Origin of the sequence: Citrobacter sp. Ce129 (genome assembly GCF_030334545.1) — a bacterium.
GTDB classification, from domain to species: domain Bacteria; phylum Pseudomonadota; class Gammaproteobacteria; order Enterobacterales; family Enterobacteriaceae; genus Citrobacter; species Citrobacter europaeus.
This window is the reverse complement of record NZ_JAOWDS010000051.1, coordinates 510,919-537,776: the sequence shown is the minus strand read 5'-3', so window position 1 is coordinate 537,776 and position 26,858 is coordinate 510,919. Positions and strand designations below refer to the sequence as shown.

Annotated in this window: 29 protein-coding genes; 15 read left to right on the top strand and 14 right to left on the bottom strand. The window is 52.8% G+C overall.

What is annotated here, in order from left to right:
• The first annotated feature begins 114 nt into the window (after positions 1-114).
• From tgt to OGV77_RS04545, 6 genes are all read left to right on the top strand, one after another.
• Entirely contained in the window at positions 115-1,242 is a 1,128-nt protein-coding gene (gene tgt / locus OGV77_RS04570; protein ID WP_003021535.1) for a tRNA guanosine(34) transglycosylase Tgt, read from the top strand.
• Positions 1,243-1,264: 22 nt separating this feature from the next.
• Positions 1,265-1,597 carry a preprotein translocase subunit YajC gene (gene yajC / locus OGV77_RS04565; protein ID WP_043015381.1) on the top strand — a complete coding sequence of 111 codons (333 nt, stop codon included), beginning with the start codon at positions 1,265-1,267 and terminating at the stop codon, positions 1,595-1,597.
• Positions 1,598-1,624: 27 nt separating this feature from the next.
• Positions 1,625-3,472: a protein translocase subunit SecD gene (gene secD / locus OGV77_RS04560; protein ID WP_003021547.1), complete on the top strand. Its 1,848-nt coding sequence runs from the start codon at positions 1,625-1,627 to the stop codon at positions 3,470-3,472.
• 10 nt (positions 3,473-3,482) lie between these two features.
• Positions 3,483-4,454 (top strand): protein translocase subunit SecF, encoded by a 972-nt coding sequence (gene secF, locus OGV77_RS04555; protein ID WP_003021550.1) that lies wholly within the window; start codon positions 3,483-3,485, stop codon positions 4,452-4,454.
• 168 nt (positions 4,455-4,622) lie between these two features.
• Positions 4,623-4,988, top strand: coding sequence for a VOC family protein (locus OGV77_RS04550; RefSeq protein WP_005125129.1), 366 nt, complete (start codon positions 4,623-4,625; stop codon positions 4,986-4,988).
• A gap of 23 nt (positions 4,989-5,011) precedes the next feature.
• Entirely contained in the window at positions 5,012-5,704 is a 693-nt protein-coding gene (locus tag OGV77_RS04545) for a helix-turn-helix transcriptional regulator (RefSeq protein WP_087051636.1), read from the top strand.
• 45 nt (positions 5,705-5,749) lie between these two features.
• Here OGV77_RS04545 and OGV77_RS04540 read toward each other — a convergent pair whose 3' ends face one another.
• Together OGV77_RS04540 and OGV77_RS04535 are read right to left on the bottom strand one after the other, a co-directional pair.
• Positions 5,750-6,613: a nucleoside-specific channel-forming protein Tsx gene (locus OGV77_RS04540; protein WP_003021561.1), complete on the bottom strand. Its 864-nt coding sequence runs from the start codon at positions 6,611-6,613 to the stop codon at positions 5,750-5,752.
• A gap of 422 nt (positions 6,614-7,035) precedes the next feature.
• The gene (locus tag OGV77_RS04535) at positions 7,036-7,575 is read right to left on the bottom strand and encodes a SadB/YajI family lipoprotein (protein ID WP_043015384.1); all 540 of its coding nucleotides are present in this window, start codon (positions 7,573-7,575) and stop codon (positions 7,036-7,038) included.
• Between the two features lie 154 nt (positions 7,576-7,729).
• Between OGV77_RS04535 and nrdR the strand changes: the two genes are divergently transcribed.
• From nrdR to pgpA, 6 genes are all read left to right on the top strand, one after another.
• Entirely contained in the window at positions 7,730-8,179 is a 450-nt protein-coding gene (gene nrdR / locus OGV77_RS04530) for a transcriptional regulator NrdR (protein WP_016152032.1), read from the top strand.
• Positions 8,180-8,182: 3 nt separating this feature from the next.
• Positions 8,183-9,286: a bifunctional diaminohydroxyphosphoribosylaminopyrimidine deaminase/5-amino-6-(5-phosphoribosylamino)uracil reductase RibD gene (gene ribD, locus OGV77_RS04525; RefSeq protein ID WP_043015385.1), complete on the top strand. Its 1,104-nt coding sequence runs from the start codon at positions 8,183-8,185 to the stop codon at positions 9,284-9,286.
• A 90-nt stretch (positions 9,287-9,376) separates the two neighbouring features.
• Positions 9,377-9,847 (top strand): 6,7-dimethyl-8-ribityllumazine synthase, encoded by a 471-nt coding sequence (ribH, locus tag OGV77_RS04520; protein ID WP_043015386.1) that lies wholly within the window; start codon positions 9,377-9,379, stop codon positions 9,845-9,847.
• A 19-nt stretch (positions 9,848-9,866) separates the two neighbouring features.
• Positions 9,867-10,286, top strand: coding sequence for a transcription antitermination factor NusB (gene nusB, locus OGV77_RS04515; RefSeq protein WP_000801129.1), 420 nt, complete (start codon positions 9,867-9,869; stop codon positions 10,284-10,286).
• Positions 10,287-10,363: 77 nt separating this feature from the next.
• A complete protein-coding gene (gene thiL, locus OGV77_RS04510; protein WP_043015387.1) occupies positions 10,364-11,341 on the top strand; it encodes a thiamine-phosphate kinase in 978 nt (325 codons plus the stop codon).
• The gene (gene pgpA, locus OGV77_RS04505) at positions 11,319-11,837 is read left to right on the top strand and encodes a phosphatidylglycerophosphatase A (RefSeq protein WP_003021578.1); all 519 of its coding nucleotides are present in this window, start codon (positions 11,319-11,321) and stop codon (positions 11,835-11,837) included. The genes thiL and pgpA overlap by 23 nt, the downstream gene beginning before the upstream one ends.
• A 57-nt stretch (positions 11,838-11,894) precedes the next feature.
• Here the strand turns inward: pgpA and yajO are convergent, their stop codons facing one another.
• Genes yajO through xseB form a run of 4 tightly spaced genes read right to left on the bottom strand, consistent with a single transcriptional unit; the run spans position 11,895 to position 15,955 of the window.
• A complete protein-coding gene (gene yajO, locus OGV77_RS04500; protein ID WP_043015388.1) occupies positions 11,895-12,869 on the bottom strand; it encodes a 1-deoxyxylulose-5-phosphate synthase YajO in 975 nt (324 codons plus the stop codon).
• Positions 12,870-12,925: 56 nt separating this feature from the next.
• A complete protein-coding gene (gene dxs / locus OGV77_RS04495) occupies positions 12,926-14,788 on the bottom strand; it encodes a 1-deoxy-D-xylulose-5-phosphate synthase (RefSeq protein ID WP_043015389.1) in 1,863 nt (620 codons plus the stop codon).
• 24 nt (positions 14,789-14,812) lie between these two features.
• Positions 14,813-15,712: a (2E,6E)-farnesyl diphosphate synthase gene (ispA, locus tag OGV77_RS04490; RefSeq protein WP_043015390.1), complete on the bottom strand. Its 900-nt coding sequence runs from the start codon at positions 15,710-15,712 to the stop codon at positions 14,813-14,815.
• Entirely contained in the window at positions 15,713-15,955 is a 243-nt protein-coding gene (xseB, locus tag OGV77_RS04485; protein ID WP_038638224.1) for an exodeoxyribonuclease VII small subunit, read from the bottom strand.
• Positions 15,956-16,163: 208 nt separating this feature from the next.
• On the opposite strand from xseB, the gene thiI reads away from it, so the two are divergent.
• Positions 16,164-17,612, top strand: coding sequence for a tRNA uracil 4-sulfurtransferase ThiI (thiI, locus tag OGV77_RS04480; RefSeq protein ID WP_003021587.1), 1,449 nt, complete (start codon positions 16,164-16,166; stop codon positions 17,610-17,612).
• 65 nt (positions 17,613-17,677) lie between these two features.
• On the opposite strand, the gene OGV77_RS04475 is transcribed toward thiI, so the two are convergent.
• The 3 genes from OGV77_RS04475 to panE are packed head-to-tail and all read right to left on the bottom strand — an operon-like array spanning position 17,678 to position 20,227.
• Entirely contained in the window at positions 17,678-18,730 is a 1,053-nt protein-coding gene (locus tag OGV77_RS04475; protein WP_087051635.1) for a hypothetical protein, read from the bottom strand.
• Between the two features lie 32 nt (positions 18,731-18,762).
• A complete protein-coding gene (yajL, locus tag OGV77_RS04470) occupies positions 18,763-19,353 on the bottom strand; it encodes a protein deglycase YajL (RefSeq protein WP_043015393.1) in 591 nt (196 codons plus the stop codon).
• On the bottom strand, positions 19,316-20,227 hold the full coding sequence (gene panE / locus OGV77_RS04465) for a 2-dehydropantoate 2-reductase (RefSeq protein ID WP_043015394.1): 912 nt from the start codon (positions 20,225-20,227) through the stop codon (positions 19,316-19,318). Before panE ends, yajL begins: the two co-directional genes overlap by 38 nt.
• Before the next feature lie 174 nt (positions 20,228-20,401).
• On the opposite strand from panE, the gene OGV77_RS04460 reads away from it, so the two are divergent.
• On the top strand, positions 20,402-20,893 hold the full coding sequence (locus tag OGV77_RS04460; RefSeq protein ID WP_003831002.1) for a YajQ family cyclic di-GMP-binding protein: 492 nt from the start codon (positions 20,402-20,404) through the stop codon (positions 20,891-20,893).
• Positions 20,894-20,987: 94 nt separating this feature from the next.
• Here OGV77_RS04460 and OGV77_RS04455 read toward each other — a convergent pair whose 3' ends face one another.
• Complete coding sequence (locus tag OGV77_RS04455) at positions 20,988-22,352, bottom strand: MFS transporter (protein WP_087051634.1); 1,365 nt, start codon at positions 22,350-22,352, stop codon at positions 20,988-20,990.
• Positions 22,353-22,586: 234 nt separating this feature from the next.
• Here OGV77_RS04455 and OGV77_RS04450 point away from each other — a divergent pair, with 234 nt between their 5' ends.
• Positions 22,587-22,961, top strand: a complete 375-nt coding sequence (locus OGV77_RS04450; RefSeq protein WP_170928041.1) for a DUF1493 family protein — start codon at positions 22,587-22,589, stop codon at positions 22,959-22,961.
• Positions 22,962-23,025: 64 nt separating this feature from the next.
• Here OGV77_RS04450 and cyoE read toward each other — a convergent pair whose 3' ends face one another.
• From cyoE to cyoB, 4 genes are read right to left on the bottom strand one after another with little or no spacing between them, the layout of a single operon-like run.
• Entirely contained in the window at positions 23,026-23,916 is an 891-nt protein-coding gene (gene cyoE, locus OGV77_RS04445) for a heme o synthase (protein WP_087051632.1), read from the bottom strand.
• Between the two features lie 11 nt (positions 23,917-23,927).
• Complete coding sequence (locus OGV77_RS04440; RefSeq protein ID WP_043015398.1) at positions 23,928-24,257, bottom strand: cytochrome o ubiquinol oxidase subunit IV; 330 nt, start codon at positions 24,255-24,257, stop codon at positions 23,928-23,930.
• A complete protein-coding gene (locus OGV77_RS04435; RefSeq protein ID WP_003021608.1) occupies positions 24,257-24,871 on the bottom strand; it encodes a cytochrome o ubiquinol oxidase subunit III in 615 nt (204 codons plus the stop codon). Before OGV77_RS04435 ends, OGV77_RS04440 begins: the two co-directional genes overlap by 1 nt.
• Positions 24,861-26,852, bottom strand: coding sequence for a cytochrome o ubiquinol oxidase subunit I (cyoB, locus tag OGV77_RS04430; protein WP_043015399.1), 1,992 nt, complete (start codon positions 26,850-26,852; stop codon positions 24,861-24,863). Before cyoB ends, OGV77_RS04435 begins: the two co-directional genes overlap by 11 nt.
• Positions 26,853-26,858 lie beyond the last annotated feature (6 nt).

Here is a 26,858-nt window from a genome sequence, read left to right as displayed (position 1 = left end):
AAACTGGCTGCGCCGATTGCGCCTTCGCCAGTGGGTTAAGATATTTTTACTCCGTGGAGTGAATTCATGGGGAAAGTTTAATCATCAGACTGTCTCTCTGATGCAGGAGAAAAAATGAAATTTGAACTGGATACCACAGACGGTCGCGCGCGTCGCGGCCGCCTGGTTTTTGATCGTGGCGTAGTAGAAACGCCTGCTTTTATGCCGGTCGGTACTTACGGCACCGTAAAAGGCATGACGCCGGAAGAAGTTGAAGCGACCGGCGCACAGATCATCCTCGGCAACACCTTCCACCTGTGGCTGCGCCCGGGTCAGGAAATCATGAAGCTGCACGGCGATCTGCACGATTTTATGCAGTGGAAAGGGCCGATCCTCACCGATTCCGGCGGCTTCCAGGTGTTCAGCCTGGGCGATATCCGTAAGATAACCGAGCAGGGCGTGCATTTCCGTAACCCGATCAACGGCGATCCGATTTTCCTCGATCCCGAGAAGTCGATGGAGATTCAATACGATCTCGGTTCCGATATCGTGATGATCTTCGACGAATGTACACCGTATCCGGCCGACTGGGACTATGCTAAACGCTCGATGGAGATGTCTCTGCGTTGGGCGAAGCGCAGTCGCGACCGTTTTGATAGTCTCGGCAACAAAAATGCGCTTTTTGGCATCATTCAGGGCAGCGTTTACGAAGATTTACGTGATATCTCTGTTAAAGGTCTGGTAGATATCGGCTTTGATGGCTACGCTGTCGGCGGTTTGGCTGTCGGTGAGCCGAAGGAAGATATGCACCGCATCCTGGAGCATGTATGCCCACAGATTCCGGCAGATAAACCGCGTTACCTGATGGGCGTCGGCAAACCAGAAGATCTGGTTGAAGGCGTGCGTCGCGGTATCGATATGTTTGACTGTGTGATGCCAACGCGAAATGCCCGTAATGGTCATTTGTTTGTGACTGACGGCGTGGTAAAAATTCGTAACGCGAAACATAAAAGCGACACCAGTCCGCTCGATGCTGAGTGTGATTGCTACACCTGTCGCAATTATTCGCGCGCTTACTTGCATCATCTCGACCGTTGCAACGAAATATTGGGCGCGCGTCTCAACACGATTCATAACCTTCGCTACTACCAGCGTTTGATGGCGGGTTTACGCAAGGCTATTGAAGAGGGTAAATTAGAGAGCTTCGTGACCGATTTTTACCAACGTCAGGGTAGACCAGTTCCACCTGTGAACGTTGATTAATTTTAATAATGAGGGAATTTGAATGAGCTTTTTTATTTCTGATGCGGTAGCGGCAACAGGTGCTCCGGCGCAGGGCAGCCCGATGTCTCTGATTCTGATGCTGGTGGTGTTTGGTCTGATTTTCTACTTCATGATCCTGCGCCCGCAGCAAAAGCGTACCAAAGAACATAAAAATCTGATGAGCTCCATTGCGAAAGGCGATGAAGTGCTGACTAACGGTGGTCTGGTGGGTCGCGTGACCAAAGTAGCAGAATCTGGCTACATCGCTATCGCGCTGAACGACACCACTGAAGTGGTTATTAAACGTGATTTCGTAGCTGCCGTTCTGCCGAAAGGCACCATGAAGGCGCTGTAATTTATTGTTTTCCCAAAGGGAACTGCCGTGTTAAACCGTTATCCTTTGTGGAAGTATGTCATGCTGATCGTCGTTATTGTCGTCGGTCTGCTCTATGCGCTTCCCAACCTGTATGGTGAGGATCCGGCTGTTCAAATCACTGGCGTGCGCGGTGCCGCCGCCAGTGAGCAAACGCTGATCCAGGTCCAGAAAACGTTACAAGAAGATAAAATCACACCTAAGTCTGTGGCTCTGGAAGAGGGTGCTATTCTCGCGCGCTTCGACTCCACTGATACCCAACTGCGCGCACGTGAAGTGTTAATGGGCGTACTGGGCGATCAGTATGTCGTGGCGCTTAACCTTGCTCCGGCAACCCCGCGCTGGCTGGCAGCCATTCACGCAGAACCGATGAAACTCGGTCTTGACCTGCGTGGCGGCGTTCACTTCCTGATGGAAGTGGATATGGACACCGCGCTGAGTAAGTTGCAGGAACAAAATATCGATAGTCTGCGCAGCGATCTGCGTGAAAAAGGCATTCCTTATACTACCGTTCGTAAAGAAGATAACTACGGTCTGAGCATCACCTTCCGTGATAGCAGCGCCCGTGATGAAGCTATCTCTTACCTGAGCAAGCGTCACCAGGATCTGGTTATTTCCAGCCAGGGCAGCAATGCTCTGCGTGCGGTAATGACCGATGCGCGCCTGAGCGAAGCCCGTGAGTACGCGGTACAGCAGAACATCAACATTCTGCGTAATCGTGTTAACCAACTGGGTGTTGCTGAGCCGGTGGTACAACGCCAGGGTGCTGACCGCATTGTGGTCGAACTGCCGGGTATTCAGGATACCGCGCGTGCGAAAGAAATTCTGGGCGCAACCGCGACGCTGGAGTTCCGTCTGGTAAACACCAACGTTGACCAGTCCGCTGCGGCATCGGGTCGTGTTCCGGGTGATTCGGAAGTGAAACAGTCTCGTGAAGGCCAGCCGGTTGTGCTGTACAAACGCGTGATTCTGACCGGTGACCATATCACCGACTCTACTTCCAGCCAGGACGAATACAATCAGCCGCAGGTTAACATCTCGCTGGATAGCGCGGGTGGTAACATCATGTCCAACTTCACTAAGGACAACATCGGTAAGCCGATGGCGACCCTGTTCGTGGAGTACAAAGACAGCGGTAAGAAAGATGCTAACGGTCGCGCAGTGCTGGTGAAACAGGAAGAGGTGATTAACATCGCCAACATTCAGTCTCGCCTGGGCAACAGCTTCCGTATCACCGGTATCAACAACCCGAACGAAGCGCGTCAGCTTTCTCTGCTGTTACGTGCCGGTGCGTTGATTGCGCCGATTCAGATTGTTGAAGAACGTACCATCGGCCCAACCCTGGGTATGCAGAACATTAAACAGGGTCTGGAAGCATGTCTGGCCGGTCTGGTGGTGTCTATCCTGTTCATGATCTTCTTCTATAAGAAGTTCGGTCTGATTGCGACCAGTGCGCTGATTGCTAACCTGGTGCTGATTGTCGGTATTATGTCGTTGCTGCCGGGTGCTACGCTGAGTATGCCGGGGATTGCGGGGATCGTCTTAACCCTTGCCGTCGCGGTCGATGCGAACGTACTGATCAACGAACGTATCAAAGAAGAGTTGAGTAACGGGCGTTCGGTGCAGCAGGCGATCAATGAAGGTTATGCGGGCGCATTTAGCTCCATCTTTGATGCGAACATTACGACGCTGATCAAGGTCATCATCCTGTACGCAGTTGGCACTGGGGCAATTAAAGGGTTCGCGATTACTACCGGTATTGGTGTGGCGACGTCGATGTTTACCGCGATTGTCGGTACACGTGCCATCGTAAACCTGTTGTATGGCGGCAAGCGCGTCAAAAAGCTGTCAATCTGAGGAGTGCGAAGTGGCACAGGAATATACTGTTGAACAATTGAACCACGGCCGTAAAGTCTGGGACTTTATGCGCTGGGACTACTGGGCTTTCGGCATTTCAGGTTTCCTGCTGATTGCGGCCATCGTGGTGATGGGCGTACGCGGGTTTAACTGGGGTCTCGATTTCACCGGTGGTACGGTTATTGAAATCACGCTGGAAAAACCGGCCGATATGGACGTGATGCGCGATGCGCTGGAGAAAGCGGGCTTTGTTGATCCGCTTCTGCAGAACTTCGGCAGCAGCCACGACATTATGGTACGTATGCCGCCAACTGAAGGCGCAGACGGCGGTCAGGTGCTGGGCAGCAAAGTGTTGAGTGTGATTAACGAATCCACCAACCAAAACGCCGCGGTGAAACGAATTGAATTCGTGGGGCCGAGCGTGGGTGCAGACCTGGCGCAAACCGGTGCGATGGCGCTGATGGCGGCGCTGATCTCCATCCTGGTGTACGTCGGTTTTCGCTTTGAATGGCGACTGGCGGCTGGGGTAGTTATCGCGCTGGCGCACGACGTGATTATCACACTTGGGATCCTGTCGTTGTTCCATATCGAGATTGACCTGACTATCGTCGCATCGCTGATGTCGGTAATCGGTTACTCGCTGAACGACAGTATCGTAGTATCTGACCGTATTCGTGAAAACTTCCGCAAAATTCGTCGCGGTACGCCTTACGAAATCTTTAACGTGTCATTGACTCAGACGCTGCACCGTACGTTGATTACGTCCGGTACGACGTTGATGGTTATTCTGATGCTGTTCCTGTTCGGTGGTCCGGTACTGGAAGGCTTCTCGCTGACGATGCTGATCGGTGTTTCCATCGGTACCGCATCTTCTATCTACGTGGCATCGGCGCTGGCGCTGAAGCTGGGTATGAAGCGTGAACACATGCTGCAGCAGAAGGTCGAGAAAGAAGGGGCGGATCAACCGTCGATTCTGCCTTAACCATTAAGAGTGAAGATACTGGAATCCCGATCGCAAGGTCGGGATTTTTTTTGCCTGCGATTTAGCAGCAAACCATTATCTTTTTCTCTCGACACACTACTGACAGTATGCTGTCAGTAGCCCTGTCTTATAGTCCTTCTGAGATTACCCACACAGGCAGGAGGAAGTATGAAGAACGTAATTAACTGGTTTGAAATCCCCGTGGCACAAATGGATCGCGCCATCGCTTTTTATGAGCCAGTGATGCAGGTTTCGTTGCGTCGGGAGAATATGGATTGCGCCGAGCTTGCCGTATTCCCGTATCAGGATCCCGCTCCCGGCGGGGCGCTGGCTAAATTTGACGGTATTACGCCTTCAGCGCAGGGCGCTATTATTTATCTGCATACGGACGATTTGGCAGCCACGCTTGAACGCGTCGCCACTGCTGGCGGTCAATGCGTGTTTGGCCCACTCGAATTGGGGCAGGACATTGGTACGATTGCGCTATTTACTGACAGTGAAGGCAATCGTGTTGGTTTACATCAACCCGCGTAATACTTTCAGGACTGAGGATTAACATGAGCAGACGCGCCGACCGCTTGTTTCAGATTGTACAAATCCTGCGTGGCAGGCGAGTGACAACGGCGGCGCTGCTGGCAGAACGCCTTGAAGTTTCTGAACGGACGATTTATCGCGATATCCGCGATCTCTCTTTATCCGGCGTGCCCATTGAAGGAGAAGTGGGCAGCGGATACCGCTTGATGGCCGGGTTTGATCTGCCGCCGTTGATGTTAACGCATCACGAATCAGAAGCATTGATGGTAGCGATTCGGTTGCTGAAAACATGGGGCGGAGATTCACTCTCACAGGCGCTGGAATCCGCGCAGGAAAAAGTGCTGGCGATATTGCCGCCAGAGAGTCGGCGCAGAGCCGAGCAAACGCGGATTTTCGCGCCAGATTTTGGTAATCAGCCGCATTCACGCAGTGCGTTCGATCTCATACATCGCGCGGTTTCGGCGCAGCAGGCGCTGGCGCTGCATTATCGCGATGAGTCCGGGAACCTCTCCTGGCGCGACGTTCAACCGTTGGGCTTATTTTTCTGGGGCGAGCACTGGCTGCTGGTTGCCTGGTGCGAGAAGCGTGACGATTATCGCTGCTTTCGCGTTGATCGATGTCTGAAGATCACGCTGCTCGACAGGCACTTTCGCGAATCGGCGGATCGCTCGCTAAGTGACTTTTTACGTAAAGTACGCTGTGAAGACCAGCCATAAAAAAGCCAGCGGTTAAGCTGGCTTGTCTGCGAAACATTGTCTGGATTAGAAGTTGTAACCTACGACCAGGTAACCACCCCAACCGGTAGATTTCGCGCTGAAGTCGCCTTCGCCCCAGTTCAGAGTATCTCCACCTTTCCACTGGCCGCCGTTATGGAAGTAACGCGCGACTACGGAGTAGTGCCAGTGATCGTAGTTCAGCGCCAGAACGTGGCTGGAAGCGATAGAGTTGCTGGTGCGGTTCGGATCATCACCCAAATCTGAGCCCCAGTCGAAGTTGGTGAAGCCGATGTAGGTCAACTGACCGCCCCAAACCTGGGTGATCGGCACAAAGTATTTCACTTTGAAACGGTAGCCATCCCACTCGTTTTCGTTGGATGCGCCATAGTTCTGCCACTGGTATTTAGCATACACGTTCAGGGAAAGCCCCATCGGCAGACCGGTATCGATATCGGTACCCAGACCCATATACCAGGTGCTCTGGCGGCTGGCTTTGTTGTCACCCATATCGTAGATGTAGTTGTTGGCGAAATACCATTCTTTGAACGGGCCAAAGCTCAGGTCAGCGCCGGTCAGTTTGTCAATGGAGAAACGCGGTTCGATTTCCATAAACAGCGGGGAACCGTCAGACCAGATGCCTTTGTCGTTGCCGTTACCCCAGTCGAAGGTTTTCGGAATATCGATGTAGCCATAGAAGTCAAACCAGTCTTTTTTAGCAAAAGCTTCGTATTCCAGATACACATCGTTGTTCAGTTTCGGGGAGAAACGGGTGTGGTAGCTGCCCACCACGTTGACGCTCTGGTGCCACCAGTCGGACAGATATTGCGGTTTGTCATTTTCTGCTGCATTGGCAGTGAAAGACGAGGAGAGCGCCAGCACTGCACCGGCTGCAAGTAATGTTTTTTTCATATGTATGCCACTGTTTGAAATCCCTTTCGGGATAGAAAAATGCGCAATTTGCGTTTCTATACACTTCATCCTTCAAGACGCCTCTTTGTTGGCTGCCTTTGCTCACCCCTGTTACTTACTGATGTAAGCTCCAAGGATTCACGCAGTTGCCGCCTCGATGCATCTTGCATGATTTTGTGTAGAAATATTTCGTGTTTCTTCGGAGCCTATTATAAAAATCATTGTTCACAAAAATATGTCTTGTTTCACAGTTCTATCATTTGCGTAATCGATTGCGTTCACGTTTGCGTACTTTAGGCGGCGAATTGTACTGGCTCCCATGAATGTTGCCAAGTTTTAACAGAAATATTGGTTATGTCAGGGGAGTAACAAAATAAGGCGAAGTGATGTTGCGGAACGCACAAAACGTCCCGCAAAAAAGTTTATTGGTTAACAGGCTGGATGTCGTGGATGCGAACAAACCCTAACTGGTCCGCAGAAAGGCCATTTAACTGCAGCGGAATATCGACGTCGCTGGGTGCAAGGATACTCGCGGGGGCAGTGACCAATTGATTCTGAACGTTCACTTCCTGATAGTTATCTGTGGTGCCCTGAATTTGTCCGTACTCGACGGTGGCGCTAAAGGCGGGTAAAGGTGTGTTGGATTCACCCTGAATCCGCAGCGTCAGACGTGTGCCGTCGGCGTTTGGCGCAATATTGATTAGCGACATACGTAGCGTGCCAATCTGGCTGTCCAGTCGGGCAGGCGTTTTGGAACCCGGCAACAGATAGACGCCGCTGGTTGATTTTGCATTCAACATATTCTGTTGTGTAATTTTTACCGTTTCCTGATTGAGCTGCGTCATCTCTTTGTTCAACGTGCTAACGCTTTGATGCATCTGACGTACTTCGCTTTGCTGTGCGCAGGCGCTAAGACTAAAGAGACTTCCCACCAGGACAATTCTTAGGTAACGTCTTGTCATTGTGATTACTTCCTTCATTGTCGCGATAGCATAATGGTAGTGCGCACTGAGCACGAAGGCATCGATCCTTTGTCTCAAAAGCGCTGCGCCTTTGTTGTCACGCCAGTTCAGGGTAAAATAGATTTCTGTTAACCACTGAGGTACAGGACGCCGTATGCATTGCCCATTCTGTTTCGCCGTAGACACTAAGGTAATTGACTCTCGTCTTGTAGGCGAGGGCTCCTCAGTACGCCGCCGTCGGCAGTGTCTGGTCTGTAATGAACGTTTCACCACTTTTGAAGTGGCTGAACTTGTTATGCCGCGCGTTGTGAAAAGCAACGATGTGCGTGAACCCTTTAATGAAGATAAGCTGCGCAGCGGCATGCTCAGAGCGCTTGAGAAACGCCCGGTCAGCTCTGATGACGTCGAAATGGCGTTGAACCATATCAAATCACAACTGCGTGCAACTGGCGAGCGTGAGGTGCCGAGCAAGATGATCGGCAACCTGGTGATGGAGCAGTTGAAAAAACTCGATAAAGTCGCCTACATCCGCTTCGCCTCGGTTTACCGGAGCTTCGAAGATATCAAAGAATTTGGCGAAGAGATTGCTCGCCTACAGGACTAAGCCATGCAGGATGAATTGTACATGGCGCGCGCGCTGAAGCTTGCTGCGCGCGGACGTTTTACCACGCATCCCAATCCCAATGTGGGCTGCGTGATTGTGAAAGATGGGGAGATCGTCGGTGAAGGATATCATCACCGCGCGGGCGAACCGCATGCTGAAGTCCATGCCCTGCGGATGGCTGGAGAAAAAGCGCAAGGGGCAACCGCCTATGTCACGCTTGAACCCTGCAGCCATCATGGTCGTACGCCGCCATGCTGCGATGCGTTGATTGCCGCGGGTGTGACGCGTGTGGTTGCGGCGATGCAGGATCCCAATCCACAGGTAGCAGGTCGTGGCCTCTACCGTTTGCAGCAGGCGGGTATCGATGTCAGCCACGGGCTGATGATGAGCGAGGTTGAGCAGCTTAATAAAGGTTTTCTCAAGCGCATGCGTACCGGATTCCCGTATCTGCAGCTTAAGCTTGGCGCGTCGCTTGATGGGCGTACGGCGATGGCCAGTGGTGAAAGTCAATGGATAACCTCGCCGCAGGCGCGCCGCGATGTGCAACGTCTGCGGGCGCAAAGCCATGCCATCTTAACCAGCAGCGCGACGGTGCTGGCCGACGATCCTCTGCTTACCGTGCGTTGGTCGGAGCTTGGGGAGTCAACCCAGGCGAGTTACCCGCAGGAAAATCTGCGCCAGCCAATCCGCATTGTTCTTGATAGCCAGAATCAGGTCACGCCGGAGCATCGTATTGTGCAACAGCCAGGAGAAACCTGGATTGTCCGGACTGAAGACGATTCTCGTAGCTGGCCGGAGGCGGTACGCAGCCTGAAGGTGCCGGAACATAACGGGCATCTGGATCTGGTGGTGCTGATGATGCAGTTGGGCAAACAGCAAATTAACAGCATTTGGGTTGAAGTTGGCCCTACGCTTGCGGGCGCGTTATTACAGGCCGGTTTGGTTGATGAGCTAATCGTGTATGTTGCGCCTAAACTGTTAGGCAGTGATGCGCGAGGATTATGTGTGCTGCCAGGGCTTGAGAAACTGGCCGACGCGCCCCATTTCAAATTCAACGAGATACGCCAGGTGGGCCCGGACGTTTGCCTGCATTTAACCACTGCGTGAGGCTTTCTGAATTAGAGCAAGCAGCGCACAGAATATTATGATAAAATCCGCCCCCCTTACGGGGCCATAAATCGAACCCGAAGGAAGAATATGAACATTATTGAAGCTAACGTTGCTACCCCGGACGCTCGCGTCGCCATCACCATTGCGCGTTTCAACAACTTTATCAATGACAGCCTGCTGGAAGGTGCGATTGACGCCCTGAAACGTATTGGCCAGGTAAAAGATGAAAACATTACCGTCGTTTGGGTTCCAGGCGCATATGAGCTGCCGCTGGCGGCTGACGCGCTGGCGAAAACCGGTAGATACGACGCGGTGATTGCGCTCGGTACGGTGATCCGTGGCGGTACTGCGCACTTCGAATATGTGGCTGGCGGTGCTAGCAATGGCCTGGCGCATGTCGCTCAGGACAGTGGCATTCCGGTAGCCTTCGGTGTTCTGACCACCGAAAGTATTGAACAAGCCATCGAACGTGCTGGCACTAAAGCCGGCAACAAAGGCGCAGAAGCTGCACTGACTGCGCTTGAAATGATTAATGTATTGAAAGCCATCAAGGCCTGATTTTTGTAAGGGGAAATCCGTGAAACCTGCTGCTCGTCGCCGCGCCCGTGAGTGTGCCGTCCAGGCGCTCTACTCCTGGCAGTTGTCCCAGAACGACATCGCTGATGTTGAATACCAGTTCCTGGCGGAACAGGACGTGAAAGATGTTGACGTTCTGTATTTCCGTGAACTGCTGTCCGGGGTGGCGACTAACAGCGCGTACCTGGATGGATTAATGAAGCCTTACCTGTCTCGTCTGTTGGAAGAGCTGGGTCAGGTAGAAAAAGCCGTGCTGCGTATTGCGCTGTTTGAACTGTCTAAACGTAGTGATGTGCCGTACAAAGTGGCCATCAACGAAGCGATTGAACTGGCGAAAACCTTCGGCGCTGAAGACAGCCACAAGTTCGTGAACGGCGTACTGGATAAAGCAGCACCTGTGATTCGCCCCAACAAAAAGTAATCCCGAGGCCGGCTGGATGGTGGAACCTGTTTCCGCTGTCCCCGGCTTTTTCTTTTTTTTCTGCTGAGGCATAACGTATGGCATGCGGCGAGTTTTCCCTGATTGCCCGTTATTTTGACCGCGTAAGAACGTCTCGTCTTGATGTCGAAACCGGTATTGGTGACGACTGCGCACTTCTGAACATCCCTGAAAAACAGACGCTGGCGATCAGTACCGATACGCTGGTGGCTGGTAACCACTTCCTCCCTGACATTGATCCTACCGATCTGGCCTGGAAAGCTCTGGCGGTGAATTTGAGCGATCTGGCGGCGATGGGAGCCGATCCTGCGTGGCTGACGCTGGCGCTCACGTTACCTGACGTCGATGAAGCCTGGCTTGAAGCTTTCAGCGATGGCCTGTTTGAACTCCTTAATTACTACGATATGCAGCTGATTGGCGGTGATACCACGCGTGGACCGCTGTCGATGACGTTGGGTATTCATGGCTACGTTCCCGTTGGGCGTGCCTTAAAACGCTCCGGTGCGAAACCGGGTGACTGGATTTATGTGACCGGCACGCCGGGCGACAGCGCTGCCGGGCTGGCGATTTTGCAGGATCGCTTGCAGGTTGCAGAGGTAAAAGACGCAGACTATCTGCTGAAACGCCATCTGCGTCCCACGCCGCGTATTTTGCAGGGACAAGCCCTGCGCGATCTGGCCAGTGCGGCTATCGATATCTCCGACGGTCTGATTTCCGATCTGGGGCATATCGTTAATGCCAGCGGCTGCGGCGCACGGGTTAACGTTGATGCGCTGCCTTACTCCGCGGCGTTTGCCCGGCACGTGGAGCCGGAACAGGCCCTGCGCTGGGCACTCTCGGGTGGTGAAGATTATGAGTTATGCTTTACCGTACCGGAAATTAATCGTGGCGCGCTGGACGTAGCGCTGGGAAATCTCGGCGCAACGTTTACCTGCATAGGACAGATGAGCGCGGACGTGGAAGGTATTCACTTTACGCGCGATGGAAAATCCGTCACGTTCGACTGGAAAGGATATGACCATTTTGCCGCGCCTTAAAAAAGATGTCGCCAAAAGCCGCCTGAGTATGCGCAATCCGTGGCATCTGTTAGCCACCGGTTTTGGCAGCGGGCTGAGCCCAATTGTTCCTGGCACCATGGGATCGCTGGCGGCGATCCCTTTTTGGTATTTAATGACGTTTCTGCCGTGGCAGCTGTATTCACTGGTGGTGATGTTATCTATCTGTATCGGCGTTTATCTGTGCCATCAAACGGCGAAAGATATGGGCGTGCACGATCACGGTAGCATTGTCTGGGACGAGTTTGTCGGGATGTGGATAACCCTGATGGCGCTGCCGACCAACGACTGGCAGTGGGTTGCCGCCGGATTTGTGATTTTCCGTATTCTGGATATGTGGAAGCCGTGGCCGATTCGTTGGTTCGATCGCAACGTACATGGCGGTACGGGAATTATGATCGACGATATCGTGGCCGGGATACTGTCCGCTGGGATACTGTACTTTATTGGCCATCACTGGCCGGTAGGGATCATTTAACGGGTTTGCCGGATGGCGGCGTAAATGCCTTATCCGGCCTACAATCTACAATCGCGCTTATTTAAATCCCACCACCGGATGCTGTTTGTACGGCGTTTCCAGCTCGGCAATCTGCTCCGGCTTCAGCGTTAAATCCACCGCATTGAGCAACTCATCCAGCTGTTCCTCGCGCGATGTGCCGATAATCGGCGCTGCCACACCCGGTTTGCTCAGCAGCCAGGCCAGCGCGACCTGCGCACGGGTTACGCCCAGTTCCTCACTGACGCCGGTCAGCCGTTCGGCGATTTGCGCGTCGTTTTCATCGCTCTCGCTGTACAAATTTTTACCGACCTCATCGGAAACCAGACGGGCGGTCGTTTCTCCCCAGGGGCGCGTCAGGCGACCACGCGCCAGCGGACTCCATGGGATCACTGCCACACCCTCCTGATAGCAAAGCGGCAGCATTTCGCGTTCTTCTTCGCGATAGATCAGGTTGTAGTGATCCTGCATGCTGACGAACTGCGCCCAGCCGTGTTGCTTCTGTAAGGCCAGCGCCTGAGCAAACTGTGAAGCGTGCATGGATGAGGCGCCGATATAGCGCGCTTTACCGGCTTTCACTACGTCGTTAAGGGCTTCCAGCGTTTCTTCGATCGGCGTGTTGTAATCCCAGCGGTGAATTTGCAGGATGTCCACATAGTCCATACCCAGGCGTCTGAGGCTGTCGTCGATTGAGCGCAGGATTTGTGCGCGGGATAAACCTTCCGCTAAATCATCCACCTGGTGAAAAACCTTGGTCGCCACCACGACATCTTCGCGGCGGGCGAAATCACGCAGCGCGCGGCCGACAATCTCTTCGCTGCTGCCAGCGGAGTAGCTGTTGGCGGTATCGAAAAAGTTAATGCCGCCTTCAAGAGCGTGTTTGATTATCGGGCGGCTACTTTCTTCAGGTAGCGTCCAGGCATGATTGCCGCGATTGGGCTCGCCAAACGTCATGCAACCCAGGCAAAGGCGGGAGACCCGAAGGTCGGTTTTTCCTAAGGTGTTGTATTTCATCAATCCACTCCTGCTTAGCTCGTGATGAGTTAAGCATAGCAGGAGCGGAGAGAGGATTATGCCAGCCAGGCCTTGATTTTGGCCTCAATGCCGGCGGCATCAAGACCCAGATCGGCGCGAGCCTCGTCCTGAGTCCCCTGCGGGATGAAGAAGTCAGGCAGGCCAATGTTCAGCACCGGAACGGGTTTGCGATGGGCCATCAGCACTTCGTTTACGCCGCTGCCAGCGCCGCCCATAATGGCGTTCTCTTCGAGGGTGACCAGCACCTCGTGTTGGGCTGCCATTTCCAGAATCAACGTTTCATCCAGCGGTTTGACAAAGCGCATATCAACCAGCGTGGCGTTCAGCGACTCTGCGACCTGCGCGGCTTCCGGCATTAGGGTACCGAAGTTCAGTATCGCCACTTTCTTCCCGTGACGCTTCACGATGCCTTTCCCAATTGGCAGTTGCTCCAGCGGCGTCAGCTCAACGCCCACCGCGTTACCGCGTGGGTAGCGTACAACCGTTGGGCCGTCGTTGTAGTGATAGCCGGTGAACAGCATCTGGCGACATTCGTTCTCATCGCTCGGGGTCATAATGACCATTTCCGGGATGCAGCGCAGGAAGGAGAGATCGAACGCCCCCTGGTGGGTTTGCCCATCTGCGCCAACAATACCAGCCCGGTCAACGGCGAACAGGACCGGCAGTTTCTGAATGGCGACATCATGCAGCACCTGATCGTAGGCGCGTTGCAGGAAGGTAGAGTAAATAGCCACGACCGGCTTATAGCCGCCAATTGCCAGACCGGCAGCAAACGTCACCGCGTGCTGCTCGGCAATCGCCACATCGAAGTAGCGGTCCGGGAACTTACGTGAGAACTCCACCATACCGGAGCCTTCACGCATCGCCGGAGTGATCGCCATCAGCTTATTGTCTTTCGCTGCGGTTTCGCACAGCCAGTCACCGAAGATTTTTGAATAGCTTGGCAGGCCGCCGCTGCTTTTCGGCAGGCATCCGCTGGACGGATCGAATTTTGGTACCGCGTGGAAGGTAATCGGATCTTTTTCCGCAGGCTCGTAACCACGACCTTTTTTGGTCATGATGTGCAGGAACTGCGGACCTTTAAGGTCGCGCATGTTCTTCAGCGTAGTGATAAGCCCCAGCACGTCGTGACCGTCTACCGGACCAATATAGTTAAAGCCCAGCTCTTCAAACAGCGTACCCGGCACAACCATGCCTTTGATGTGTTCTTCGGTACGCTTGAGCAGCTCTTTAATCGGCGGCACGCCGGAGAACACTTTTTTCCCGCCTTCGCGCAGCGAGGAGTAGAGTTTGCCAGAGAGCAGTTGCGCCAGGTGGTTGTTCAGCGCGCCGACGTTCTCTGAAATCGACATTTCGTTGTCGTTGAGGATAACCAGCATGTCGGGCTTAATATCACCCGCGTGGTTCATCGCTTCAAACGCCATCCCGGCGGTGATAGCGCCGTCGCCAATCACACAAACGGTACGACGATCTTTGCCTTCTTTCTCGGCGGCAACCGCAATACCAATACCGGCGCTGATGGACGTTGAGGAGTGCCCAACGCTCAGTACGTCATACTCGCTCTCACCGCGCCACGGGAACGGATGCAAACCGCCTTTCTGACGAATGGTGCCGATTTTATCGCGGCGGCCGGTCAGAATTTTGTGCGGGTAAGCCTGATGTCCCACATCCCAGATTAACTGGTCAAACGGGGTGTTGTAGACATAGTGCAGCGCGACGGTGAGTTCCACCGTGCCCAGACCAGAGGCGAAGTGCCCGCTGGAACGGCTTACGCTGTCGAGCAAATAGCGGCGCAGTTCGTCGCAAAGCTTTGGCAGACTCTCTTTTGGCAGCAGGCGTAACTCCTGGGTGGAGTCGACCAGCGCCAGGGTCGGGTATTTGGCTATATCAAAACTCATCGCAAGCTCATGGGATATGTTGGTTTATTTATCACGCTGGATTATATAGTCCGCTAGCGCTTCCAGTGCCGAGGTATCGAGTGACTGTGCGGCCAGCAAACTTAGCGACTCGCGGGCATCCTCAATTAAATCCCGGGCTTTGTTCTGGGCTTGCTCAAGACCCAGAAGTGCAGGATAGGTACTTTTGCCAAGCTGCTGGTCAGCACCCTGACGTTTACCCAATGTTGCAGTATCGCCTACCACATCCAGGATGTCATCCTGAACCTGGAAGGCCAGACCGATGCTTTCTGCGTATTTGTCGAGTATTGCCAGGCATTCTCGCCCTTTATCGCCAGCGCTTAATGCTCCCAGACGTACGGCGGCGCGAATCAGTGCCCCGGTTTTATGGCGGTGAATACGCTCCAGCGCATCCAGCTCAACCTGATGACCTTCAGCTTCCAGATCCAGCGCCTGACCGCCGCACATACCGGCGATACCGCTGGCCCGGGCCAGTTCAGAGATCATCGCGATGCGGTCACGATCGGACACTTCCGGCATCGGGGCGTCGCTGATAATAGAGAACGCCAGCGTTTGCAGCGCATCTCCGGCCAGGATCGCGTTTGCCTCGCCAAATTTTACGTGGCAGGTCGGCAGACCGCGGCGCAGGTCATCGTCGTCCATCGCGGGTAAATCATCATGCATTAGCGAATAGGCATGAATGCACTCGACGGCGGCAGCGGGAGCATCAAGCGTACTCAGGCTGACGCCAAACATCTGACCGGTCGCATACACCAGGAACGGGCGCAGACGCTTACCGCCTAATAATGCGCCATATTGCATGGTTTCGACCACGGGAGTGTTCTGAAAGGGCAATGGCGCAATAAAACGGCTCAGTGCCTGGTTGGCCTGCTCAACGCATGCCTGTAGCTGCTGCGTAAAATCCATTTACTCATTATCCGGTGTGAAAGGCGTAAGGGCGGCGTCTTCAGTATCTGACAGCAGGATTTGTACGCGCTGTTCAGCCTGTTGCAATTTAACCTGTCCCTGACGCGCCAACTGTACGCCACGTTCGAATTCGTTCAGCGCTTCTTCCAGCGGCAGGTCGCCGCTTTCCAGGCGGGTAACAATCTGTTCCAGCTCGCTCAGCGCTGTTTCAAAACTGGCTGGCGCTTCATTTTTCTTCGGCATAATGAATGTCTGACTCTCTGTATTGGCAGCACAAGACTATGGTAACGGACTCGTACTGATAAGCAAATAACGCGCAATGGTAAGGCGATGTGCACAGGATGACCATGATAGTGGTATACTTGCGCGCCTGGATGCAGCCGCAGGGTATGGGCTGCTGTATTTTTTTCCATTACAAGTCGTTCAGACTTGCCAAAGAACCATTGCCGCCATGAAGTTTATCATTAAATTGTTCCCAGAAATCACCATCAAAAGCCAATCTGTGCGTTTGCGCTTTATAAAAATTCTGACAGGGAACATTCGTAACGTTTTAAAGCATTATGATGAAGACCTTGCCGTTGTCCGTCACTGGGATCACGTTGAGGTTCGCGCTAAAGATGAAAGCCAGCGCCTGGATATACGCGACGCGTTGACCCGTATTCCGGGGATCCACCATATTCTCGAAGTAGAAGACGTGCCGTTTACCGACATGCACGATATTTTCGAGAAAGCGCTGGTGCAGTATCGCGATCAACTGGAAGGTAAAACCTTCTGCGTACGCGTTAAGCGTCGCGGTAAGCATGAGTTTAGCTCCATTGAGGTGGAACGCTATGTTGGCGGTGGACTGAACCAGCATATTGAATCCGCACGAGTGAAGCTGACGAAGCCGGACGTGACGGTTAATCTTGAAATCGAAAACGACCGTCTGCTGCTGGTTAAAGGCCGCTATGAAGGTATTGGCGGTTTCCCGATTGGTACGCAGGAAGACGTACTGTCGCTGATCTCCGGTGGTTTCGACTCCGGTGTGTCCAGCTACATGCTGATGCGTCGCGGCTGCCGCGTACACTATTGCTTCTTCAACCTCGGCGGCGCAGCGCATGAAATCGGCGTTCGCCAGGTGGCGCATTATCTGTGGAATCGCTTTGGCAGCTCGCATCGCGTGCGTTTTGTTGCAATCAACTTTGAGCCGGTGGTTGGCGAGATCCTGGAGAAAGTCGACGACGGCCAGATGGGCGTGGTCCTCAAACGCATGATGGTACGCGCGGCGTCGAAAGTCGCTGAGCGCTACGGCGTACAGGCGTTGGTCACCGGTGAAGCACTGGGTCAGGTGTCCAGCCAGACGCTGACCAACCTGCGCCTGATCGATAACGTATCTGACACCCTGATCCTGCGCCCGCTTATCTCCCATGATAAAGAGCACATCATCAATCTGGCGCGTGAAATTGGTACCGAGGACTTTGCCCGTACCATGCCGGAATACTGTGGTGTGATTTCAAAAAGCCCGACGGTGAAAGCGGTTAAAGCGAAGATTGAGGCTGAAGAAGAAAACTTCGATTTCTCTATCCTCGATAAGGTGGTTGAAGAAGCCAACAATATCGATATTCGCGATATCGCTCAGCAGACACAGCAGACCGTGGTGGAAGTTGAAACCGTGAGCGGCTTCGGCCCGAACGATGTGATTCTGGATATCCGTTCGGTGGATGAACAGGATGACAAACCGCTGAAAGTTGACGGTGTGGACGTCGTTTCTCTGCCATTCTACAAACTGAGCACTAAATTCGGCGATTTGGACCAGAGTAAAACCTGGCTGCTGTGGTGTGAACGCGGGGTGATGAGCCGCCTGCAGGCGCTTTATCTGCGCGAGCAGGGCTTTGAAAACGTGAAGGTGTACCGCCCGTAATTGACTAAACACCGTGTTGTAAGCCGGATAAGGCGGTTACGCCGCCATCCGGCAATATAACGATATTATTCAAAACGCACGGGTAGTGTCTTTCCGTTCGATTCCCAGACGCCCTGATAGACACCGTCTTTTAACTCCAGCGTTATCTTCTCTTCCGATTGTTCAGCGGCAGACGTCTTCAGTTCATAATGTCGATTGTCGGCTGTGTCGCACTTACCGGTTAATTCAATCGGTGCGCCAAATTTCTGGTAAAAGTAAGCCCCTTCAAAAAAATCACCGTATTTGCAGTCCACCTTCAGCACAATACGCATGCTTTTTCCCAACGTGCCGTACATGACCTTGCCGTCAATGCCGGGAGTGGGCTCAACCGGTGTTGTACTCTTTGCACCAGTCAGATACTGGCCGTATGGCGTGAACTGTTTATGTAGTTCACCGGTAGGGACTTTCGTGGTGAAATCGCCCAGCTCGTCACCCGCGCGGTTGGCATGGTTGCTACAGCGTCCGTTCAGGAAAGCCAGATGATCTTTTTGCAGGGAGAATCTGTCGATGTAGTACAACCCGTCAATGTAGGTTGCGCATGAGGCGTAGAATTCGGCATAGCCAGGATCTCCACCGTCCTTCTGTGCCGTAACAAAGGTATCAATTTGGCTGCGGATATCTTTTCTGATGCGGGTGTTTAATTCGGCCATCGTGGAGCGGGAAAAAAGATCGTTAAGGGTAATTGCCGCGCCGCTGGCCAAATCGAAGCTGATCGGCACATTGTATGACTCGCAATACGCTCCGCAGCCTTCGACAAACATATTCAGGGTCAGGACATTGGCATCGCGATACTCAATCGTGTAGTCAAGGTTTGCGGTAGGGTTCATCTCTGAATTTGCAAACTGATTCACTGTCGTTTGCGGATTATTTCCCGGTAGCTGATTGATAAAGCTGGCGAAAATATAATCGTTAATGCGTTTTGCAACCTGTGGGCTTTCCTTTGAAGTAAACCACGGCACGCGATACTGCATCTCAGTGCTTGCGGGATAGCGATACTCAAGGTTTTTTATTTCAAGCTGTGTTGCACAGGCGTAACCAGAAAAGAGCAGTAAAGCCACTGTGCTCAGATATCCTTTCATTATAATTCCTTGTATGTGAGTGGCCTGAAAGTTTACTCGTAGTAGTTATAAATTCCCGCGGCCATCACCAGCTGTGACGCCACCTCGTGAGCTTTTTCGCGACTCACCAGCAGATCAATGATTTTTAAACCGAAATCGATTGAGGTTCCCGGTCCCTGGCTGGTTAACAGATTAACGCGCGGATCCCATACGACGCGCTTGTCCTGCCACTGGTCAGCGGGGATCTTGTCTTTCAGCGCCGGGAAGCCCGTCATATTTCCGATGGGGAAAATATCGTGTGGGACGAGGACGGTGGCGGCAGCGGCGCAAATTGCTGCGACAATGCGCCCGGAGCGATGAAACTGTTTCACGGTTTCGACCAGCAGAGGGCTGTCGCGAAAACACTCGGCGCCTTTAATTCCGCCCGGCAGCACGATGATATCGAAATCGCCGTCAGCAACTTCCACTAATGGCGCATCCGCCAGCAGCTTCACTCCGCGTGAACACACAATAGCCAGGCCGCCATCGCTGGCGACGCTTGCGGTCGTGACCTTAATCCCGCCGCGAACCAGCAGATCGATAGTGGTGACCGCTTCGGTTTCTTCACTACCAGGGGCGAGACATACCAGTGCTTGAGCGCTCATACTCACTTTCCTTTCTCTTAACCATTTCAAACAGGCGGGCATTTTCCGGGACGGCGATGCCGTGCGCGCGGGCGCGTTTTAACAAATAGCCGGTAATGTAATCGATCTCAGTATGGCGCAGCGCACGAATGTCTTGCAGCATCGATGAGATATTTTCCGCAGTACTGTCAATTACTTGCTCGACATAATAGCGTAAATCATCCGCTGATGTGTGGTGGCCTTCGCGTTCAATGACCGCTGCTACTTCCTCGCAGATGAGTGCTATTTTTTCTGGATGATGGCGTAACTCGCCGTTTGGGCAATCCCATAATGCGGTCAGCGGATTAATAACGCAGTTTACTGCCAGCTTGCGCCATAGCTCGGCGCGGATAGTGTTGTGCCAGGCGACGTCCGGCAGCACTTCTTGCAGGACTTCAGCCAGATAGCTGAAATCACCGTCTTGTTCACGCGCCGGACCAATCCTTGTAGTACCCTGAGCGACATGAATGATGACGTTCCCGTCACGGCGTGCCGCGTGGGTGGTGGTACCCATCAGCAGAGGTTGCTTAATGTTATGCAGTTCTTCAATCGTCCCCATACCGTTGTGAATCAGCAGAATGGGAGTGGTTTCAGGCAGTATTGCGGCCAGGCCTTTTACCGCATCAGAAACCTGCCAGGCTTTCAGGGTGACCAGCAGCAGGTCGCTTTTCGCCAAAAAATCGGGGTCGTTTGCCGTCAGGGATTCATTAAAAACTGACCCATCCGTGTCGATCAGGTTAACGCTGCAATAGGGTTGCGGTACGCGTAGCCACCCCTGAACTTCATGTCCATGTTTGCACAGCGCGGTTAGCCAAAGCTGCCCTAACGCTCCACATCCCAGTACGGTAATTTTCATTCTTCCTCCTCACCTGCAACAGCACCAGGTGTTAATCCATATCGGCCGTACCCCATTATTGTTCGCAGGTGTCAGTACCACGTACAATTAAAGGATACAGCCTAGTATAGCGCTGTCTGTTGTGTAACTTTGCAGGTATTATGCTTCGCATCAAAAATGAAGGGAGAGGAAAAGATGCCATCTTTCGATATTGTTTCTGAAGTTGATCTTCAGGAAGCCCGTAACGCGGTAGATAACGCCAGCCGTGAAGTGGAATCACGCTTTGATTTTCGTGGCGTTGAAGCGACTTTTGAGCTGAATGAGTCAAATAAGACGATTAAGGTGCTGAGCGAGTCTGATTTTCAGGTCAACCAGTTGCTGGATATTTTACGTGCCAAGCTGTTGAAGCGCGGTATTGAAGGCACGTCGCTGGACGTACCAGAAACCTTCGTGCACAGCGGTAAAACCTGGTTTGTGGAAGCTAAGCTGAAGCAGGGCATTGAAAGCGCGGTGCAAAAGAAAATCGTTAAGCTGATTAAAGACAGCAAACTGAAGGTGCAGGCGCAGATTCAGGGCGAAGAAATTCGTGTGACCGGTAAGGCGCGTGACGATCTGCAATCCGTTATGGCGCTGGTTCGCGGTGGCGATCTCGGCCAGCCATTCCAGTTTAAGAACTTCCGCGATTAAGTCGTAATGCCTGATGGCGCTACGCTTATCAGGCCTACAGGTAGCACACGCTATTGGTAGGCCGGATAAGGTGATAGCCGCCATCCGGCAATCTTCACGCCTGGCTGATGGCCTGCTCAACCTCAAATCGATTCGTCACTTTGCTGTCGATTTTCACGTAGGCCGAGTGCTCTTTCGCGACAATTAACACTTCGCTTATCCCTTCTTTAGCCAGCAGACGCTGCTTCAGGGTGTCATCCGCAGCAATTTCAGGTGGGATTTCCACCCGCAGGCTGCTGACATACGGCGGCTCTTTCATTGTACTTGCCACCAATAACCACACTGCCGCCAGAAGCGCACCAGCCAGGAATACCGTCTGACCATCAAACATTTCGACTACCCAACCGCCGAGCGAACCGCCAATCGCCACGCCGATGAACTGGCTGGTGGAGTAAACGCCCATCGCCGTGCCTTTATAGCCAGCCGGAGATTCTTTACTGATAAGCGAGGGGAGGAGGGCTTCCATCAGGTTGAAGGCGAGGAAGAATATCTGAACGCCCGCAATCAGCCCCCAGAAACGAATGTTAGCGCTCCACAATACAATCTCTGCAATAAGAATCAGTAACACGCAGGCGAGGAACACGCGTTTCATCCGGCGCTTCACTTCGGCGTAAATGATGAACGGCACCACGGAAACAAAGGACAGCAGCATCGTCACCAGATAAATTTTCCAGTGTTCAGCGGCGGGGAAGCCTGCTTTCGCCAGTTGGCCCGGTAAGGCGACGAAGGTAGACATCAGCAAAATGTGCAGACACATGATGCCGAAGTTGAGCTTCAGCAGTTTAGGTTCCGCCAGCACTTTGCTGAAGCTGCCTTTTACCATGCCCGACTCGCGGTTCAGCACGTGGTTGGTACTGTTGGGAACGACCCAAATGGTTAGCACGATACCCGTGGTAGCAAGAGCGGCAATCATCCAGAACAGCGCGTTTAGCCCCAGCGCATGGGTAACGATCGGCCCCAGCACCATCGCAATGGCGAAAGTGATACCAAAGCTGACGCCGATAAACGCCATCGCTTTCGTTCGGTTTTGCTCACGGGTTAAGTCGGACAGCAGCGCCATTACGGCAGCAGCAATCGCGCCAGAACCTTGTAGGGCACGACCAAGAATAATGCCCCAGATTGAATCGGAGAGGGCGGCAATTATGCTGCCGAGAACGAATACCGCCAGTCCGCCGACAATAAGCGGCTTACGCCCGATGCGGTCAGAGAGCAGACCAAAGGGGATTTGGAAAACGGCTTGCGCCAGGCCATAAATACCGATAGCGAGTCCGATCAAGGCTTCGCTGGCACCCTGTAGCGCCATACCGTACGTGGTCAGAACCGGCAGGACCATAAACATGCCAAGCATGCGCAACGAAAATACGGTCCCTAAACCCCAGGTGGCGCGCAACTCACCGGGCGTCATTTTGTAATCGTTCATTCCCACCTCTGTATTAATTTCGCGCCTAGTGTAAAGCGGGGAAGGGGTGGGGTAAACCTCTACGATATGTGGAATTGTGTAGTGGGATAATTGAAATAATTACCAACGCAACTAATTTACTTGTGATAATTACGGGTGTAGTCTTTTTGTGGTTATTACTAATGGAAACAGGGAAAAGGAAATGGTATTTCGCGATAAATATAACCAATTGTTTCAAGCTGATGACTGTATTCAGTGGACATCATTCTAGTGAGTATTCAGGACGATGTGTTAAAACTTTTCAGGGAAGAAATACCTGGGTATTTGGATGAAAAATGGAAGGAGGTTTCTTTAGAACTCGACTCAGAATTGTTTGATGTCCCCGGAGATGATCTCCACAGCGCTCTGGATCGATATGAGAAAGAGTTCAAAGTTGATTTATCATGTGTGAACTGGAAACCTTATTATCCATGGCACAATCTGCCACTATTCACGAGATGGTTCAAAGCTAACCGGGAAGAAGTGGAAGCAACACGCATACCGTTAACCGTAAGGATGTTTGCTGAGTCGGCTGAAGCGGGGAAATGGTTGTTTGAGAGCTGGCCTGAAGAACAAAAAGACGAGACCTGACGCTCTCAAAATAACGTAGTAAATAAAGAGGGTGCCAGAGCACCCTTTTCGTATCTGCAGATTCTTACCAGACGTAAGTCAGCAGGTTCTGCGAGTTTGGCACCATAAAGTCGACTGACATCATCACGGAAAGCGCGGTAATGGCGATGATGGAGAAACCGAACAGCTTGCGCGCCCAGACTCTGTCATCTTCCACTTTATATCCGCGCAGCGCCATGCCCAACCACCAGACGCTCACCGCCGCAGCAACAATCAGGTATTTATAACCAGCATAGCCGCCCAGGGTTAGCATTAACGTGGCGATAGCAAATGCTACGATGTACAGCGTGATATGGTTTTTCGCGACCGAAATACCTTTCACCACCGGCAGTACCGGGATGTTGGCAGCCTGATAATCCTTGAAGCGGAAAATCGCAATCGCGTAAGAGTGCGGCATCTGCCACAGGCTGAAAATAGCCAGCAGAATCAGCGCACCGCTATCGAACACACCGGTTACGGCGCAGTAGCCAATCACCGGCGGCGCTGCGCCGGAGAGTGAGCCAATCAGCGTACCGTAAACGGAATGGCGCTTCATATACAGGCTATAGACGCCCACATAGACCACGAAGCCCATTACCCCCAGCCAGCAGGCCAGAGGGTTCGCGCCAAACCACAGCAGCATAAAGCCAGCAATACCCAGCAGGGTGGCGTATACCAGCGAGACCGCAGGGGAAATCAGACCTTTAACCAGCACGCGGTTTTTGGTCCTCTCCATCTTCCTGTCGATATCCCTGTCGATGTAGTTGTTAAATACACAACCCGACGCCACAACCAGTGACACCCCAATCAGCGTGTAGATAAACAGGGGATAGTCGATGCTGCCTTTCGAGGCCAGCAGGAACCCCCCAATCACCGAGATCAGGTTGCCAAAGATGATGCCTGGTTTCGTTACTTGCAGGTATTGCTTAAACATCATAATCGCCGCTCTTAGTGCATCATCATGTTGTAGTTAAGGTTCCACATAATCCAGATGGAGCCCACAACCAGGATGGCGATGATTAGCACAGTAAAGACAAAGGCCGTCATGTTCCAACCTTCATCAGATTTGCTATTCATGTGCAGGAAGCACACCAGGTGCACCAGAATCTGTACCACTGCCATTGCCAGAATAGTTCCCAGAATGACGGCCGGAGAGGCAGCACCCGTCATGACCATCCAGAACGGAATGACCGTCAGGATTACCGACAGGATAAAACCTGTCATGTAGGTTTTTACGCTGCCATGGGATGCGCCGCCGCTCTCGTTAGAATGACTCATTACATCGCCCCCATCAGATAAACAACAGTGAACACACAGATCCACACCACATCAAGGAAGTGCCAGAACAGACTCAGACACATGATGCGGGTGCGGTTAGTACTGGTCAGGCCGCGACGAGCAACTTGCACCATCAGCACCGCCATCCAGATAAGACCGGAGGTAACGTGCAGGCCGTGCGTGCCGACCAGCGCGAAGAACGCAGACAGGAAGCCGCTGCGATCCGGGCCCATACCGTTAACAATCAGGTGATGGAATTCATAGAGTTCCATCCCGATGAATCCGGCACCGAACAAGAAGGTCAACGCCAGCCAGGAGATAACCTGGCTCTTGTTGTTCTTGTACATGGCAATCGCTGCCATGCCGTAAGTAATGGAGCTGAATAACAGCAGGAATGTTTCAACCAGAACGAACGGCAGTTCAAAAATGTCCTTACCTGTTGGGCCACCTGCGGTGCCGTTCACCAGAACGGCATAGGTTGCAAACAGAATAGAGAACAGAATGCAGTCGCTCATCAGGTAGATCCAGAATCCGAAGATCTTGGTCTGGCCTGCATCGTGGTGCCCGTGTTCGTGCGCGTGGGCAGTCGCGTGCGTTAAAGTATCAGTTGCCATTTTTCAGCCCTGCCTTAGTAATCTCATCGAAATGCTGATTTTCCAGTTTTTCGACTTCCGGGACCGGCACGTAGTAATCCACGTCTTCATCAAAGCTTTTCACAATCCAGCTGATGATCATGCCTGCGAAGCTTGCAATCGCCAGCCACCAGATATGCCAGATCATGGCGAAACCAAACAGTGTTGCGAAGGCGGTAATGACGATACCGGCACCGCTGTTCTTCGGCATATGAATTTCTTCATAGTGCGCAGGCTGTTTGTACGCTTCACCTTTTTCTTTCATTTCCCAGAAGGCATCACGCTCGTGAACGTGCGGCACAATGGCAAAGTTATAGAACGGAGGCGGGGAAGACGTTGCCCACTCCAGCGTACGACCACCCCATGGGTCACCGGTCAGGTCACGGTTCTGCTCGCGGTCGCGAATAGACACGTAAATCTGAATCAACTGGCACAGGATACCCAGTGCAATCAGCGCGGCACCGCAGGCGGCAACGACCAGCATCGGATGGAACTGCGGGTCAATCTGCTGGCTGAGGCGACGGGTCATACCCATGAAGCCCAGCACGTACAGCGGCATAAATGCCACGAAGAAGCCGATGATCCAGAACCAGAATGCGCGTTTACCCCAGGTTTCGTTCAGCGTGAAGCCAAACGCTTTTGGCCACCAGTAGGTCATACCAGCGAAGCATCCAAATACAACGCCGCCGATGATAACGTTATGGAAGTGCGCAATCAGGAACAGACTGTTGTGCAGTACGAAGTCCGCACCCGGCACCGCCAGCAGTACGCCGGTCATGCCGCCGACTGAGAAGGTGACGATAAAGCCAATCGTCCACAGCATCGCTGAGTGGAATACGATACGGCCCTGATACATGGTGAACAGCCAGTTGAAAATCTTCACCCCGGTTGGGATAGCGATAATCATGGTGGTAATACCGAAGAAGGCGTTTACGTTAGCGCCCGCACCCATGGTGAAGAAGTGGTGCAGCCAAACAACGAACGACAGAACGGTGATACACACGGTTGCCCACACCAGTGAGGTGTAGCCAAACAGACGTTTACGCGAGAAGGTTGCAGCGATTTCGGAGAATACACCGAACACCGGCAGAACCAGAATGTACACTTCCGGATGGCCCCAGGCCCAAATCAGGTTGATGTACATCATCATGTTGCCGCCCATATCGTTGGTAAAGAAATGGGTACCCAGATAGCGATCCAGGGTCAGCAACGCGACGGTAACCGTCAGGATTGGGAAAGAAGCGATAATCAGGATGTTCGCACACAGAGATGCCCAGCTAAATACCGGCATCTTGAACATGGTCATTCCTGGCGCACGCATCTTAATGATGGTCACAAAGAAGTTGATACCGGTCAGAGTGGTACCAATACCTGACAACTGAACTGCCCATATCCAATAATCGACCCCGACGCTTGGACTGTACTCTATTCCCGAGAGCGGCGGGTACGCCAGCCAACCGGTCTGTGCGAACTCTCCCACGCCCAGAGACAGGTTAACCAGGATTACGCCGACAACGGTGAACCAGAAGCTCAGGTTGTTCAGGAATGGGAACGCAACGTCACGAGCGCCGATCTGCAGCGGAACCACCAGGTTCATCAGACCGATAACAAATGGCATTGCCACGAAGAAGATCATAATCACGCCGTGAGCCGTGAAGATCTGATCGTAGTGGTGAGGTGGCAGGAAGCCCGCTTCACCTGCAGAAGCCAGCGCTTGCTGGCTACGCATCATGATGGCGTCGGCAAAGCCACGAATCAACATGACGATTGCAACGATGACATACATGATGCCAAGGCGTTTGTGGTCAACAGAAGTCAGCCACTCTTTCCATAGATAGGTCCACTTACCGAAGTAAGTGATTAGGCCCAGTAAGGCCGCACCACCGATGATTATTGCAGCGATCGTAACCATGACAATAGGTTCATGGAACGGCACTGCATCCAGCGTCAATTTTCCGAACATCGTATT